Annotated in this window: 12 protein-coding genes; 7 read left to right on the forward strand and 5 right to left on the reverse strand. The window is 66.8% G+C overall.

The window, feature by feature from the left end:
- Window positions 1–62 precede the first annotated feature (62 nt).
- From AC06DU_RS02715 to glnE, 5 genes are all read left to right on the forward strand, one after another.
- Window positions 63–2,594 carry a TonB-dependent siderophore receptor gene (locus AC06DU_RS02715; RefSeq protein WP_478203477.1) on the forward strand — a complete coding sequence of 844 codons (2,532 nt, stop codon included), beginning with the start codon at window positions 63–65 and terminating at the stop codon, window positions 2,592–2,594.
- Window positions 2,595–2,658: 64 nt separating this feature from the next.
- Complete coding sequence (locus AC06DU_RS02720; protein WP_478203478.1) at window positions 2,659–4,257, forward strand: PepSY-associated TM helix domain-containing protein; 1,599 nt, start codon at window positions 2,659–2,661, stop codon at window positions 4,255–4,257.
- On the forward strand, window positions 4,254–4,577 hold the full coding sequence (locus AC06DU_RS02725; RefSeq protein WP_104646867.1) for a hypothetical protein: 324 nt from the start codon (window positions 4,254–4,256) through the stop codon (window positions 4,575–4,577). Before AC06DU_RS02720 ends, AC06DU_RS02725 begins: the two co-directional genes overlap by 4 nt.
- Window positions 4,565–4,915 carry a DUF3325 domain-containing protein gene (locus tag AC06DU_RS02730; protein WP_478203479.1) on the forward strand — a complete coding sequence of 117 codons (351 nt, stop codon included), beginning with the start codon at window positions 4,565–4,567 and terminating at the stop codon, window positions 4,913–4,915. Before AC06DU_RS02725 ends, AC06DU_RS02730 begins: the two co-directional genes overlap by 13 nt.
- Before the next feature lie 1,036 nt (window positions 4,916–5,951).
- Entirely contained in the window at window positions 5,952–8,783 is a 2,832-nt protein-coding gene (glnE, locus tag AC06DU_RS02735; RefSeq protein ID WP_478203481.1) for a bifunctional [glutamate--ammonia ligase]-adenylyl-L-tyrosine phosphorylase/[glutamate--ammonia-ligase] adenylyltransferase, read from the forward strand.
- A 135-nt stretch (window positions 8,784–8,918) separates the two neighbouring features.
- Here glnE and AC06DU_RS02740 read toward each other — a convergent pair whose 3' ends face one another.
- From AC06DU_RS02740 to AC06DU_RS02755, 4 genes are all read right to left on the reverse strand, one after another.
- Window positions 8,919–9,476, reverse strand: coding sequence for a VUT family protein (locus tag AC06DU_RS02740; RefSeq protein ID WP_024937878.1), 558 nt, complete (start codon window positions 9,474–9,476; stop codon window positions 8,919–8,921).
- Window positions 9,477–9,981: 505 nt separating this feature from the next.
- A complete protein-coding gene (locus AC06DU_RS02745; RefSeq protein WP_016902864.1) occupies window positions 9,982–10,485 on the reverse strand; it encodes a hypothetical protein in 504 nt (167 codons plus the stop codon).
- Complete coding sequence (locus tag AC06DU_RS02750) at window positions 10,482–11,345, reverse strand: DUF2145 domain-containing protein (RefSeq protein WP_478203482.1); 864 nt, start codon at window positions 11,343–11,345, stop codon at window positions 10,482–10,484. Before AC06DU_RS02750 ends, AC06DU_RS02745 begins: the two co-directional genes overlap by 4 nt.
- A gap of 50 nt (window positions 11,346–11,395) precedes the next feature.
- Window positions 11,396–12,343, reverse strand: coding sequence for a mitochondrial fission ELM1 family protein (locus AC06DU_RS02755; RefSeq protein WP_228911817.1), 948 nt, complete (start codon window positions 12,341–12,343; stop codon window positions 11,396–11,398).
- Between the two features lie 136 nt (window positions 12,344–12,479).
- Between AC06DU_RS02755 and AC06DU_RS02760 the strand changes: the two genes are divergently transcribed.
- Window positions 12,480–13,070 carry a malonic semialdehyde reductase gene (locus AC06DU_RS02760; RefSeq protein ID WP_478203483.1) on the forward strand — a complete coding sequence of 197 codons (591 nt, stop codon included), beginning with the start codon at window positions 12,480–12,482 and terminating at the stop codon, window positions 13,068–13,070.
- A 229-nt stretch (window positions 13,071–13,299) separates the two neighbouring features.
- Window positions 13,300–14,031, forward strand: a complete 732-nt coding sequence (locus AC06DU_RS02765) for a YceI family protein (RefSeq protein ID WP_478203484.1) — start codon at window positions 13,300–13,302, stop codon at window positions 14,029–14,031.
- Window positions 14,032–14,199: 168 nt separating this feature from the next.
- Here AC06DU_RS02765 and AC06DU_RS02770 read toward each other — a convergent pair whose 3' ends face one another.
- The gene (locus AC06DU_RS02770) at window positions 14,200–14,988 is read right to left on the reverse strand and encodes a siderophore-interacting protein (protein ID WP_478203485.1); all 789 of its coding nucleotides are present in this window, start codon (window positions 14,986–14,988) and stop codon (window positions 14,200–14,202) included.
- Window positions 14,989–15,280: the final 292 nt, after the last annotated feature.

Genomic DNA, 15,280 nt, shown 5'->3' on the forward strand with positions numbered 1-15,280 from the left:
CGCAGTTGTGGCACCTCCCCAATGACGGTGTCAGTGCGACACCAAACCTTTGTGGGAACAGCATGTCGATCACTGCCCGCCGCCGCGGCCAACTTTCCTCTTCGTCGTTGCAGCGCAACGCCCTGGTGCAGGCCGTGCAGCGGCCGCTCGGCGCCGCCGTGGCGGTTGCGCTCTGCAGCCTGGGCGTGTGTGCGGGGATGCCCGACGCCATCGCCCAGACCACGCCTGCCACGCAGGATGCACGCCAGGCCTATCGCATCCCCGCCGGCCCGTTGGCGCCGGCGCTGCGTGAACTGGCCGGTTCGGCCAACCTGTTGCTGAGCTTCACCGCCGCGCAGACCGACGGCAAGACCACCGCCGGGCTGGATGGCAGCTACACCGCACCGGCCGCCCTGGCTGCGCTGCTGGCTGGCAGCGGCTTGCAGGCCGTGCCGTTGCAGACCGGCGGCTACGTGTTGCGCGCCGCGCCGCAGCTGAGCGCGAACAATAGCGAGGTGGACGCGTGGCTGCTGCCTACCGTCAAGGTCACCGCGCAGGCCAACCGCAGTGCGGCCACCAGCGGCACCGGCAGCTATACCGCGCGCGCGGTCAGCATCGGCCGCGGTGAGCAGGCGCTCAAGGACATCCCGCAGTCGATCAGCGTGGTCACCCGTCAGTTGATGGACGAGCAGAACATCACCTCGGTCTACGACGCGCTGGCCAGCACCACCGGCATCACCATCGTGCAGAGCCCGCAGGGCGGCAAGTACATCTATTCGCGCGGGTTCGACATCACCACGGTGCAGTACGACGGCGTGCCGCTCAATCGCGGCATGTATGGCCGGGCAAGCAACTACAGCGCCAACATGGGCATCTACGATCGCGCCGAAGTGCTGCGCGGTGCGGCCGGCCTGCTGCAGGGCGCAGGCAATCCCGGTGGCGCGGTGAACCTGGTGCGCAAGCGCCCGCTGGATGTGCCGGGCGTGAGCGTGATGGTCCAGGGCGGCAGCTGGGATCGCTACGGCGCGCTGATTGATGGCAGCGCCAACCTCAGCGCCGATGGCGCATTGCGCGCGCGCGGAGTGATCGACTACCAGGACCAGCGCTCGTTCGTCGATGGGGTCACGCGCCGCACGCCCACCTATTACGGCACGCTCGACTACACGTTCTCGCCGCAGACCCAGCTCAGCCTGGGCGTGAGCTACGAACAGGTGGAAGGCCGGCCGTTCTTCGGCGGTCTGCCCAGTTTCAGCGATGGCCGCGATATCGGCCTGCCGCGCCACACCAATCTGGGTGCGGCATGGAACCGGCAGTCCTCGTCCAATCGCGGGCTGTATCTGGACCTGGACCATCGCTTCAATGCCGACTGGGTGTTCAAGCTCAGTGCGGTGCAGGTGCGCGAGCTGCACGATCTGAAATACGCCAGCTCCAGCCGCGCGATCAATCCGGCCAACGGTACCGGCGCGCTGCTGGCCGCGCGGACCATTTTCGATGCGGATGCCTTCGGCTTCGACGCCAATGTGATCGGGCAGTTCAATGCATTGGGGCGAAGGCACGAGTTGGTGATCGGCAGCAACTTCGCCGAGACCACCGTGGATACGGTCTACGGCAACAAGAACAACTTCCAGACCTTCAATGTGTTCAATCTGCAGCGCAATGTGCGGGCGATCGGCGATGCGGAAATCTTCGCCAATGCACGCGAGGCCCGGCATGGCACCTCGCGCGAATTCGGCCTGTACGGCGCACTGCGCTGGCAGCTGACTGATCCGTTGAGGGCCATCGTCGGCACCCGCGTGAGCTGGCACGACACCCTGTGGAACACCACCACCACCGGACTGTCGCCATCGCAATCGATCGAGCACACCCGCGAGACCGGGCAGGTCACGCCGTATGCCGGCCTGTTGTACGCCTTGAGCCCGACCTGGTCAGCCTACGCCAGTTATGCGGACATCTTCCAGCCGCAGAACGCGCAGACCGAAGCCGGCGAGATGCTCAAGCCGATGACCGGTGCCAACTACGAGCTGGGCATCAAGGGGGAGTGGCTGGACAGGCGCATCAACAGCGCGTTTGCGCTGTTCCAGATCGAGCAGAAAAACCGTGCCCAGGCCGACCTGACCACCAGCCCCACCTGCCGCAACAACGATTTCTGCTACATCGACAGCGGCAAGGTGCGCAGCCGCGGGTTCGATGCCGAAGTCAGCGGCGAGGTGCTGCGCGACTGGAACGTGTTTGCCGGTTACACCTTCAACCGCACCACCTACCTGCAGGACGTCAGCAGCCAGGGCCAGACCTTCAACAGCTACACGCCCAAGCATTTGCTGCGGGTATGGACCACCTACCGTCTGCCGGGCGTGCTGCAGGACGTCACCGTCGGTGGCGGTGTCAGCGCGCAGAGCGCGGCGTATCGGCAGATCGGCACTGCCACCGCGCCGATCCAGGGGCGTGCGGTCTGGAATGCATTGGCGCGGTACCAGGTCAACCGGCAATGGTCGGTGGCGGTCAATCTCAACAACGTGTTCGACAAGCACTACTACAACACCTTGTCGAGCTTCGTTAACGGGCGCTATTACGGCGAACCGCGCAACGTGATGGTGACCCTGCGCGGCGCGCTGTGATGCGGGCACCAGCGCTGCGGTGGCGCATGGCGCGTGCCGGATGAAAGAAGGCTTTCGCCAAAGCATGGCCTGGCTGCACACCTGGTGCGGCCTGAGCTGTGGCTGGTTGCTGTGCGCGATCTTCCTGACCGGCACGCTCAGCGTATTCCGCGATCCGATCACCAGCTGGATGCAGGGCAAACCGGCCTTGCCGAGTGCGAGCACGCAGATTGTCCTGTCGGAAGCAGCGCTGGTGCCGCGTGCACTGGCGCAGCTGCATCAGCTTGCGCCACAGGCGCGCCTGTGGCGGATCACCTTGCCCGCGCATCCGGGTGAGGCGCTCACGCTGTTCTGGCGGACACCAGAGGGTCAGGATCCGGCAGCGCTGGACCCCGGGAGCGGCGAGTTGCTGCCGTCTCCGTGGGGCCGGCAGACCGAAGGCGGCCGGCATTTCATGAGCTTCCACTACACCTTGCATGGCGGCATTCCCGGCTATTGGCTGGTGGGCTGGGTGTCGCTGTGCGGGCTGATCGCGCTGGTATCCGGGGTGATCGTGCACAAGCGGATCTTTCTGGATTTCTTTACCTTCCGCCCGGGCAAGGGACAGCGCTCGTGGCTGGACGCGCACAACGCCACGGCGGTGCTGACGCTGCCCTTCCTGCTGATGATCGTCTACACCGGCCTGGCGTATTTCCACACCAGCTACATGCCCGCGCCGTTGCAGGCGCTGTACGGCAGCGACGAGGACGCCTACACGCGTTACGCCGATGACCTGTCGCCGGCAGTGCCTGCGGCCAGCACAGACGACGCCGCAGTCAACCGCGTGCCGGCCTATCTGCCGGAGCTGGTGCAGCGTGCAGATTCGCTCAACGCTGCGCCCGCGCAAACGCTGGTGATCGAGCGGCCCGATCAACCCGGCAGCAAGCTACGCGTGATCGCGCGCGTGGCCGCGACCGGTAGCTCGCGGCGCCTGCTCAACCCAGCCAATAGCGTGGTATTCGACGCGAACAGTGGCGCGCTGCTGGAGCGGCACGCGGATGCCGCACGCACGGACCTGCACGCGCAGGATGTGGAAGAGGTCATCAAGACCCTGCACGTGGCCGGGTTCGGCGGCTGGACCAGCAAATGGCTGTATTTCATCTGCGGCTTGGCCGGCACCTTGATGATGGCCACCGGCACCTTGCTGTTTTCGATCAAGCGGCGTCGGCGTAGCGAGCAGGAGTTCGGCGCGGCCACCGCCGGCATCTATCGGGTGGTGGAAGCGCTCAATGCCGCCGCGCTTGCGGGAACCGCCTTGGCGAGCATTGCGTATTTCTATGCCAACCGCCTGGTGCCGGCTGCGCAGGCCGGGCGCAGCCAGATCGAAATCCATGCATTCCTGTGGGTCTGGGCGGCCACGCTGCTGCATGCGCTGCTGCGCCCGCCCGCGCGCGCATGGGTGGAGCAACTGGCGATGACGGCGCTGCTATGTGTCGGCTTGCCGCTGCTCAATGCGGTCACCACCGGGCAGCATCTGGGCGTGTACCTGGCTGCGGGCGACCTGCAGCGCGCCGGGGTCGAACTGGTCTCGCTCGTCTTCGGCGTTGCATTTGCTTACGCGGCATATCGGGCCCATCGCAGCGCCGTGCGACCGGTGCCGACACGCGCCAGGCGCGGCGCCACTGCTGCGATGGATGTGTTGTGAAGCCTGCTTCGAGCACCGCATCGGTGACGCGCTACCGCTGGTCGGTTGCCGGTCGCGTGCTCGCTGCCAGCGTCGGCGGCTATGCGCTGACCTCCACCGGCTGCAGCGTGCTGGCGCAGCTGCTGTCGCGGTTTGCCGGCGTGTCGCCTGCGGTCTCGGTGCTGAGCATGACCTTGCTGAGTTTCGCCATCTACACCGTCGTCGTGCTGTGGATGTTTCGTGCGCGCAGTGCATTGCGCATGTGGGGCTGGCTGGGCGTGGGCATCGCCGTGCTGGGCGGTGCGAGCTGGTTGCTGGGACATCCGCCATGGATGGGCTGATCACCGCGCTGCTGGGCACCGCGCTCTGCCATGCCGCACTGATGGCCCTGGCCGTGGCGATGCATCGCCATTACGAGCAGCTCACCGGCCGCCGCACTGCGCCGGCCATGCAGCGATGGTTGCTGCGTGCGATGGCTGTCTGTCTGTTGATCGCCGCGCTGGTGCTGTGCGTGCTCGCTTGGGGCGGAGCGGTGGGCACCTTGTTGTGGCTGGGGTTTGCCAGCGTGGCCGCGCTGTGGGTGGCGCTGGGCCTGGCGTACGCGCCGCGCTGGAGTGCGTGGCTGGCAGTGCTGCTGGGCTGCGTCGCATGCGGGGTGGTGGGTTGGCACTTGCTGTAGTTTGCTGTTGTTTGAAGGCCACACACACCGACCAGTTTGACTGGTCCTTGCCCGTCCACCGTCGCGTAAGAGCCTACATGGGCGTACTTGCGGCATGTCCTGCGATGGTGGGCGGGAAAGGGCCCTGCACCAAGTCCACAGACCAATCGCCCCGCAACCGATCTATCCGCATTGCCAAGCGCTCAAGAAGCAACGCCTAAAGCAATCGAGATTTAGAACGGTGGCCTCTTTAACTGCGATCAAATGCCCGAGTCAAAAGCTCAGCTCGTCGAGTGCGCGGCGTCCTCACCGCTCGCGGGACACGCCGTGAACCCATCCCTGGGGGCTCGGTGGCGGCATCCATGCCGCCACACGGTCCCGCAACCGGCGAGGCCACCGCACCAGACAGTTGGTCGGCTGCTTTCCTGAAAGCGTGTGACTCGGCCTGCGTCGCAGACGAGACGCTTACAGGTTGCGTGTTGGAGGTTTGTCTGCCGCTCGGCTTGCGATGGAGAAATGATAAAAGCTGGGCGAACGCCGAGTGATCCAACCAGCGCACGTCGTGCACCGCATGCACCGTTTGCAACCATGCACACCGACCATCTCGCTAGGTCCTTGCCCGCCTACCGTCGCGGGACCTTACGCGGCATGGATGCCGCGTAAGAGCCTACACGGACGTACTTGCGGCGTGTCCTGCGATGGCGGGCGGGCAAGGGCCCTGCAAGGAAGCCTCAGATCACATGCTTCGCCTCTGCTTGACCGCCTCATCCGGCCTGAGCGCAAACAGCCGGCTTTCGAACTCTGACGCTGTTTCAACACGCGATACATTCACCACTTCCGGGACACGTCGTAAATCATCCGTGGAGTTCCATGGCTGCATCCATACGGCCAAGGAGCCCGCAGCCAGTGAGGACATCACGCCCGCCAACATGGCCGCGTGCCGATGGGGCCACACGCAGCGCGGCGGTGAACCCGGTAGTTGTGTTGCTGCCCCTAGACATCGCTAGATCGCCCGCATGCACGTGCCGCCATCGCGCAGGGATGCCAGAATCGGCGCATGTCGCTGCCTAACTCATCCGTGTCTCCTGCGCTCACCGCCCTGATCGAGCGGGCTGTGGCGCGTGTCCGTCATGCCGTGCCGGCCGACCAGCCCTGGCCGGGCGATGACTTCGCTCGGCAGCTCGAACAGGTTGCGCTCGCCAGCGAGTTTGCGCTCGATACCTTGGCGCGTCAGCCGGCATTGCTGCAGCACCTGGCGCAGCCGGATCCACCGCCGTTGCCACTACCGGTGCTCGACCCCGCACAGCCCCAGGCCTGGCCGGCGCAGTTGCGGCGCTACCGCAGTGGCGAATCCACGCGCCTGGTCTGGCGCGACGTGCTCGATCTGGACAGCGTCGATGCCACCCTGGCCGGTGCCACCCGCCTGGCCGAAACCTGCCTGCAATGTGGGCTGCAGGCATTGGAGCAGCAGTTCCGCGACCGCCACGGCCAGGTGATTGCCGAAGACGGCAGCGTGCAGCGGCTGGTGGTGTTCGGGCTGGGCAAGCTCGGTGGTGGCGAGCTGAATTTTTCCTCGGATGTGGATCTGGTCTATGCGTATCCGCAGGGCGGCCAGTCCGATGGTGCCCGCCCGTTGGCGGCGGAGGAATATTTTGCGCGGCTTGGCCAGCAGTTGGCCAAGCTGCTCGACGAGACCACCGCCGATGGATTCAGCCATCGCGTGGATCTGCGTCTGCGCCCGTTCGGTACCGCCGGGCGGGTGGCCTTGTCGTTCACCGGCATGGACCAGTACTTCCAGCGCGAAGGACGCGATTGGGAGCGCTATGCCTGGCTCAAGGCGCGCGCGGTGGCCGGCGATATCGACGCCGGCGAAGCCTGGCTGGAGACGCTGCGCCCCTTCGTCTACCGGCGCTATCTGGACTTCACCGCACTGGACGGCCTGCGCGAGATGAAGGCGGCGATCACTGCCGAAGTCGCCCGCCACGATCGTCTGGACGACATCAAGCGCGGGCCGGGCGGCATCCGCGAGATCGAGTTCCTGGCGCAATCGCTGCAGCTGATTCGCGGTGGGCGCGAGCCGAGCCTGCGCGAGCGTCGCCTGTTGCCTGCCTTGCAGGCGCTGGTGGAGGCCGGCCAGATCGATGCGGACAACGGGCATGCATTGACCGAGGCGTATCGCTTCTTGCGCCGGCTCGAAAATCGTCTGCAGATGTTGCGCGATGCACAGACCCATGCCTTGCCGCAGGCCCCGCTGGATCGCGAACGCATCGCGCTGGGCCTGGGTTATGCGGATTGGCCGGCACTGCTGCAGGCACTCACTCCGCAACGTGCGCGCGTTGCCGCCGAATTCGCCGAGCTGCTGGCACCGCGCGTGCGCGCCACCGCCCCCGACGCGCTTGCCGACTACTGGCGCGCACTGCCGGAAGGCGATGCCGCGCCGCTGGCCGGCATCGGATTGCACGATCCAGCCGGCGCGCATCAGGTGCTGGCCGATTTTGCGCAGTCCTCCGGCGTGCGTGCGCTCTCCGATACCGCAAGCGCGCGGCTGGACCGCGTCATGCCGGCGCTGCTGCATGCGGCCACCCGCGCCAGCCAGCCGGACGCCGCCGTGCGCCGCGTGCTCGGCCTGCTGCAATCCACCTTGCGCCGCACCAGTTACCTGGCCTTGCTGGACGAACAACCCAGCGCGCTCGCACGCCTGGTCGATGTGCTCTCGCGCAGTGCCTTGTTGGCCGAGCGCCTGGCTGCGCATCCGCTGTTGCTGGACGAACTGCTCGACACCCGCATCAGCGGTCCGTTGCCCGACCGCGACGCGTTGCACGCTGCATGCCTGGACACCTTGCAGATCGAGGACACCGAAGCGGCGCTGCGCGAACTCAACGAGCGGCGGCTCGCCTTGAGCTTCCGCATTGCGCTGGCCACGCTCGATGGCCGCCAGCAGGCGGTGGACAGCACCCAGCAACTGGCCTGGCTGGCCGAAGCGGTGGTGCAGACGGTGCTGCAGCTGGCGCGCCGCGAACTGATCGCCGCGCACGGGCAGGTGCCGGGCGGTGCGTTCGCCATCATCGGCTACGGCAGCCTGGGCGGCCTGGAGCTGGGCTTCGGCTCGGACCTGGATCTGGTGTTTCTCTACGACCATCCACGCGAGGTGGAAGCCTCCGATGGCAAGCGAGCGCTGGAAGCCGGGCGCTGGTTTGCGCGGCTGGCGCAGAAGGTGATGACACTGCTGGCCGCCGAAACCGGCGCCGGCCGTCTCTATGAGATCGACGTGCGGCTGCGCCCGGATGGTGGCAAGGGCGCATTGGTGTCATCGCTGGCCAGTTACCGCGACTACCAGCGCGAGCGCGCCTGGACCTGGGAGCATCAGGCGCTGGTGCGTGCACGTGCGGTGGCCGGCGATGCGGCGCTGTGCGCGGCCTTCGCGCAGGTACGTGCCGACACGCTGACACGTGTGCGCGACACCGCCGTGCTGCACGAGGACGTGCGCAAGATGCGCGCGCGCATGCGCAGCGAACTGGATCGCAGCGATGCGGGGCGGCTGGATCTCAAGCAGGGCGCCGGCGGCCTGGTCGATCTGGAATTCGTCCTGCAGGCCGGCGTACTCGGCCAGGCCGCACAGCATCCTGAGTTGCTGCTGGCCTGCGCCACGCCCGCCTTGATCGATGCATTAGTGCAGGTGCAATGGCTGCCGGCCGAGCGTGCCGCACCGCTGCACCAGGCGCATGCCACTTTGGTGGAAGCGGGCCTGAGTTGCACTCTGGATCGCCGGCCGCGGCTGATCCCACCAACGCCCGCCATCGAGCAGGCACGGCACAGCATCTTCACTACCGCGCACGCACAAGGGCTGGAGTTTCCGCTCGGCAAGGACGCGGCGACGCCACCGCCTTGAGTGGCCGGTAGCTGGCGTTGCAAGGTGAGACGCGTGCAGCGCACAGGTCGGGTTGGCAGAAGCGCGGGTGCGTTGAAATGGCATCCCTCCACCGCGCCTGGTGTTGGCCTGATTGCCGGTGCGCAGGCGAGCCGGTCAGCCCTGCGGGCGCGGCGCACTGCGCCACAGCAGTGCGCGGAACGGGCCGAGCAGGAACACGCCCATGCCCAGCTTCACCGCCAGGTCGCCGGCCGCCCAGCTGATCCATGGCAGGCCAGCGCCGGCAAAGGCGATGCTCCAGAAGATCGTCGTATCCAGCGTGGCGCTGCAGGTGGTGGCCACGATCGGTGCACGCCACCAATTGCCACTGCGCAGCCGGTCGAACACGCTGATATCCAGCAGCTGTGCAGCGATGAAGGCGGTGCACGAGGCCGCCGCGATGCGCGGGGTGGCCAGCCAGAGCGACAACACCACCGCCAGCGCAAACCCGCACCAGGCGACCTTGCGCGCCGCGCGCGGGCCGAAGCGGCGATTGATCAGGTTGCTCACCAGAAACGCCAGCGGATACGAGAACGCGCCCCAGGTCAGCCAATCGTTGATCGGGTACTGCACCAGGATGTTGGACAACAGCACCACCGCGCCCATGGCCAGGACCGCCCACGCCAATGCGCGCGCGGTGAGTGGGGCGAACGGCGTCGGCGCGGTGCTGGACATGACGGTGCTGCAGTGACGGGGCAATGCGGATTATCCGCGCGTTGGCGTATGTGGGCCAGTGCGCCAATGCGTATGCACGACACGGCCGCGTGCTGCTGGTTCAACCACCGTGCCGGTCAATGCATGGCCGCCAGCATTGGTGAGTGACGAGGTGCGGATCGCTCGTGCTCGCGCAACCGCGTGATGCGTGAGCACTCCGGCGTTGCGCTGTGCTGCCGTTTGAGCGCATGCCGGCGGGTCATCAGGCAATCTGCGTGTACAGCGTTGCCGATTACGGCGCGATCAGCGCGCTGGCAATTACCTGCGTGCGTGCCACGCATCGGCGCGCCAAGGTCCTGCAACGGCACGCGGCCGTACGCGTCAGTGATCAACAAACCATTGCGCAGGCAGTTCGGCAGACAGTGGAAGATGCCTCTGCGCGCACGGCACGCATCACCGTGTCCGCAAACGGTGCGTCAGTGACGCGCCATCCTGGCCGACAGCGTCGGCAAGCGGCTTTCCTGCATCACCAGGTGGTGCTGCTGTTCTGCGCGGCGGATTCCGCGGTCGGCACGAATGCCAGCGCCTGGCCTTGTGGCGATTGCACCGTCCAGCCCGCACCAGCCGGGCTCGGCTGGAAAGTCACCGTCTCGCCAACGCGAAAGCCCGCAGTCGGGTCGTCCTGGCGGGCCGGCCAGCGCAGCAGCGCGGTGTTCTCGGCGTTTGCCGGATCCTGCAACTGCACCTGGCAGCCGCCGTCAGTCTTTTTTTCCACCGACTTCACCCGCATCGGCGGCAATGGCCCGGCCGAGGCCTTGTGCGATGCGTCGCTGAGAGCTTCCGAGCCTGCGATCGCACTATGGCCCAGCGCCAACGACACAAAGTACGGCGCGGAGATCACCAGGATTGCCGACATCGCCGAGGCATCGCCACGGGTGATCGTGGTCAGGCCCGCATGGGCCTGCATCGGCTGGCCAAACGAGATGGCCAGCAGCAGCCCGAGGCCGGCAGATCGAAGAGGGATGTTCATGGAGATGCTCCGTGCGTGGTAGCGCTGTGTGGAATGGACTGGTCCTGCTGCAGCATCTGTTGCTGCTGCAGGAAATCGAACACCGACTCGACCGTGATCACCGAATAGTTGCCGGAGATGCGCTCGCCGGCGGGATGGTCGGTCACTGCGGCGTTGGCGACGAAGAAACGGGCGCCGATGCGCTTGCTCAGATCCAGATGCAGGCGGGTAGGTTGGTAGCCATTGCGCTTGAGCCAGGCTTGCGCGCTGCGTCGATCGCTCACCGGTGCAGCTGTCGCCTCTGCTGCGTTGGTCGCCGCCAATGCCGCCGCCAGCACTTCGAGCACCCACTGGTTGGAATTCTGATAATCGGTGGAGAACGGGTAGGCGATCATGCTGTAGCGCGCCTCGTGCAGCGCATGTGCCAGCGTGGCCGGATCCTGCAGCAACGTGCGCAGTTGCTGCTGCAGCATCGGTGCCGGCACGCCGACGCGCAGATCGGCAGTGAGGGCAGTTTCGCCGATGAAGTTGCTCAGGCCCTCGTGATACAGCGCGGAGTTGTCCGACTTGCAGTGATTGAGCAGGTGTTTCACCCGCCAGGTGCCGTCGTCTTCGCGCAGCGCGAAGGCCAGATGGCTGTGTTTCAAGCCATAGCGGCTCAGATCCTGACCGCCGCGTGCCAGCAGCACGACCTGCGCACCGTCCACTGCGTCCAGCGCCTGCTGGGTGGACCTGGCCATGTCGAACATCGCCGCCAGCGTGGCGGGCGTTGGATAGTGCGGGGTGCACACCGGCGCGGCGAAGGCGGGGAGTGCGCACGTCAGGGAGACGAGCAACAGCGCCGTTGCAGGCCAACCGGGCCGTTTGTGTGCAAGTTGCATGGGGAGTGCAGCGTCCTTGTGTCTGCCCGGTGGCATCGGCGGCGTCACCATCATACGTGCAGGCGCGCACGCACCAGTGCGGCGATGCGCTGGGTTTCGCGCAATGGATGCAGCTGCGGCGGCGTTGCGAAAACATCGCCGGCATCGCACAGACGGTCACGCGCCTGCAGTGCCCGCACATATGTCGCCACCCGGCCCTGTGCCTGTCCGGCAAACGCCGCTGCCACCGGTACCCGCGTGGCGCAGGCTTCGGAGAGCAGGTTGACCGAGTCGGCACTGGCCACGATTGCATCGGCCCAGCCCAGCAGGCCGGCGTACGGGTTGGGCCCGTCGCGCTCGTCGCACCACAGCAGGCCTGGCAGGCCTGCATGCAGCTTGCGCAGCGTTGCGATCGCCTCGTGCGGTGTACGCCGTGAGGTGGTGACCAGCAGGCTGCCGCCAGCGGCGAGCACCTGCGCGCGCAGGTGCGTGCACAGTGCCGCAAGCGCTTCGGTGGTCCAGGGCAGTTGCGCGGTGGGGCCGCCGATCAACAGCGCCAGGCGTGGGCCGGGCAGCGCGCCGAGCGCGGCGAAGGCGGCGCGCCCGGCGGCCAGCCAGGCATCGTCCACCGGGTGCAGGCTGCCGAGCAGGGTGAGCACGTTGGCGCCACGCAGCGCATCGTGCTCGGGCACGACCAGCAGATCCCAGTGGCGCGGGTCCAGGCGCGGATCCAGCAGTTGCACCACCCGGCTGCCGCGCGTGCGCAGCAGCCGGGTGGCCAGCGCGGCCTGGCGCCCGCAGCCGATCGCCAGCGCCGGCGGCTGCTGCAATTGCCGGGCAAAGCCGGATCCAAACGCCGCCTGCGCGCCCGGCAGCAGGCGCGGTGCGGCCCAACGCCACGGCGCGCGGGCCTGCAGATGCAACGCCGTGACCGGCGTGGAGTGCAGCGCCTGCGCCAAGGCCTCGGCCTGGCGTGCATTGCCGGCGCGGCCGTCGCTGACCGCCCAGGTCAGCGCCATCGTTTCAGATCCGACATAGATTTGTTTCAGATTGAGCGTGTGCTGCCGCAATCGCGTCACTCTACACTGCGGGTCTTCACGCTGGCGCCGGTGCTGCACCCTACTGTCGCCCATTCCCTTGCTTCCCGGAGTCTCCATGTCCGACTTGCTCGACGCTGCCGCGCTGGATCAGCTGTTTCGCACCGCCCGCACGCAAAACGCCTTTCTCGACAAGCCGGTGAGCGAGGCGCAGCTGCGCGAGCTCTACGATCTGCTGAAGTGGGGCCCGACCGCCGCCAACGGGTCGCCGGCGCGTTTCGTGTTCGTGACCACGCCGGAGGGCAAGCAGAAGCTCAAGCCGGCACTGTCCGAGGCCAATGCCACCAAGACGCTGGCCGCGCCGGTCACGGTGATCATCGGCTCCGATGAAGAGTTCCACGAAAAGTTGCCGTACCTGTTCCCGCATGCCGACGCCAAGAGCTGGTTCGAAGACTCGCGCGAGATGCGCGTATCCGGCGCGTTCCGTAACAGCTCGCTGCAGGGCGCCTACCTGATCCTGGCCGCGCGTGCGCTGGGTCTGGATGCCGGCCCGATGTCCGGCTTCGACAATGACAAGGTGGATGCGGCGTTCTTTGCCGGCACGCCGATCAAGTCCAACTTCCTGGTCAATCTGGGCTATGGCGATCCGGCCGGGCTGTTCCCGCGGCTACCGCGGCTGAGCTTCGACGAAGTCGCACGCATCGAGTAACAGCGGCTGGTACCGCGGCTGCGCGCACCGTCGGGCGGGTGCAGCCGGCGCTCCGGCACGCAGGAGCCACGTACACTCCGGCTTCGGGGCGCGCCACCCGCACCACCTGACGACCGCGCCTTGTGCAACCCGCCCCGGGCGCACGTTTCGATTTTCCTGCAGTCCTCGTCCGTCTGCGTCTGTTCCATCCGCGTTGATCCAATGCGGTCCCTCATCTCAAGGAGTTTCAATGAAGACCACCCACAAACTGTTGCTGCCGCTCGCCCTGACCCTGGCCATCGCCGCCTGCTCCAAGCCGGCCGACAACGCCGCCGCGCCGGCCGCTGAAAACCCGGCCGCCACCGCACCGGCCGATGCCGCTGCCACCACCCCGGCCCCGGCTGCTGCGCCGGCCGCCTCGACCGCGCCGGCCGTGGAAGTGGCCTCCGGCACCTACACGCTGGATCCGAGCCATACCGACGTGATCGCACAGTGGAGCCACTTCGGCTTCTCCAACCCGAGCGCGCATTTCGGCAATGTCGACGGCACCCTGGTGTACGACGCGGCCGACGTGACCAAGTCCACCGTGCAGGTCACCCTGCCGCTTTCGGGCCTGAATAGCTTCACCGCCAAGTTCGACGAGCACCTGAAGAGCGGTGACTTCTTCGACGCGGCCAAGTTCCCGACCGCCACCTTCAAGAGCACCAAGGTCGAAGCGGCCGGCCCCAACAAGCTGACCGTCACCGGCGATCTGACCATCAAGGATCAGACCAAGCCGGTCGTGCTGGACGTCACCCTCAACGGTGCCGGCGAGCACCCGATGAAGAAGGTGCCGGCAGCCGGTTTCGACGCCACCACCACCATCAAGCGCACCGACTTCGGCGTGGGCCAGTACGCCCCGAACGTCAGCGACGAAGTGAAGATCCGCATCACCACCGAAGCCCTGCAGGCCAAGGCCGGCGACGCTGCTGCTGCCAAGTAAGTCGCAGCGCAGTCAATGCATCGGTGCGAGTGATCGCACCGATGTGCGGAACGCAAAAGCCCGCCAATCGGCGGGCTTTTGCTTGAGCGTAACCGCCCGGCTTTTGTAGGAGCGGCCCAGGCCGCGACAGCTCCACCCTCCGCCCGCCACAAGGCGCACGCCAACGCCTCACTCCGCAGCAGGGTTCGCCTTCCAGTAGCCCTTCGCGCGCACCGAGTCCTTGTCCACGCCCATGTGCTCTTCGAGAAACTTGCGCATCGCACGCGCGCGCATGGATTCGGTGCCGATCCAGTAGAACGTGTCGCCGTCGTGCGGCTCGTAATCGCGCAGGCTGTCTTCCAGCAACGTGCTGCTGGCGGCATCGAAGCCATTGCGTTCCAGCCAGTACACGTCCACCTCGGCGGCGCTGAGCAGCTCCTGGCGCTCGGCCGCATCGGCGATTTCGATAAAGACCTCTGCATGCATGTCGGCGGGCATCGCTTCCAGCCAGCGGCCGATCGCGGGCAGCGCGGTTTCATCGCCGATCAGCACGTAGTGGTCGTAGTCGTCGGCAACCAGGAACGAGCCGCGCGGGCCGCCGATCTTCAGCGTATCGCCGGGCTGTGCCTGCGCCGCCCAGCTGGAGGCCACGCCGTCGCCGTGTAGCACGAAGTCGATGCTCAGCTCGCCGCTTTGCGGATCGAATGCGCGCGGGGTGTAATCGCGGCCGGACGAGGGCAGCGCGCCTTCGGCATAGCGCGGGCCGTCCGGCGTCATCGTCGGCAGCACGAAGGCGCCATCGGCATTGGGGAAGAACAGCTTGACGTGATCGTCCGGTGCCTCGCTCTGAAAACCGGCAAGCTCGCTGCCGCCAAACACGATGCGGCGCATCTGCGGCGTCAGCGATTCGCAGCGCACCACCTGCACGGAGCGCAGGCGCGGATCGCGGCGGAGTTGGGTGTGGGTGTGGATGGCCATGTAGTGCGATTCCTGGATGTGGCGCGCAGATGCGCGGCGGGTGAGTGACTGCAAACGGTGATGTGACGATCTGACCAGCGAGCTGGCAAAGAACAGCGGTTGTTGCTCACCCTTCTCCCATCGGGAGAAGGTGCCCCGCAGGGGCGGATGCGGGTACGGGCGAAGCCGCGTGCATCTGCCAACCAAGCAAGGTCGATGTCGTGCAGCGACACGCTGATCAAATCGCAGAACAGCGCAGGGACAGCAATGCATGCATGCCACTGACGCCGCGCAACGCAAACACCGCGATGGC

It is taken from the genome of Xanthomonas sp. NCPPB 3200, assembly GCF_056393585.1.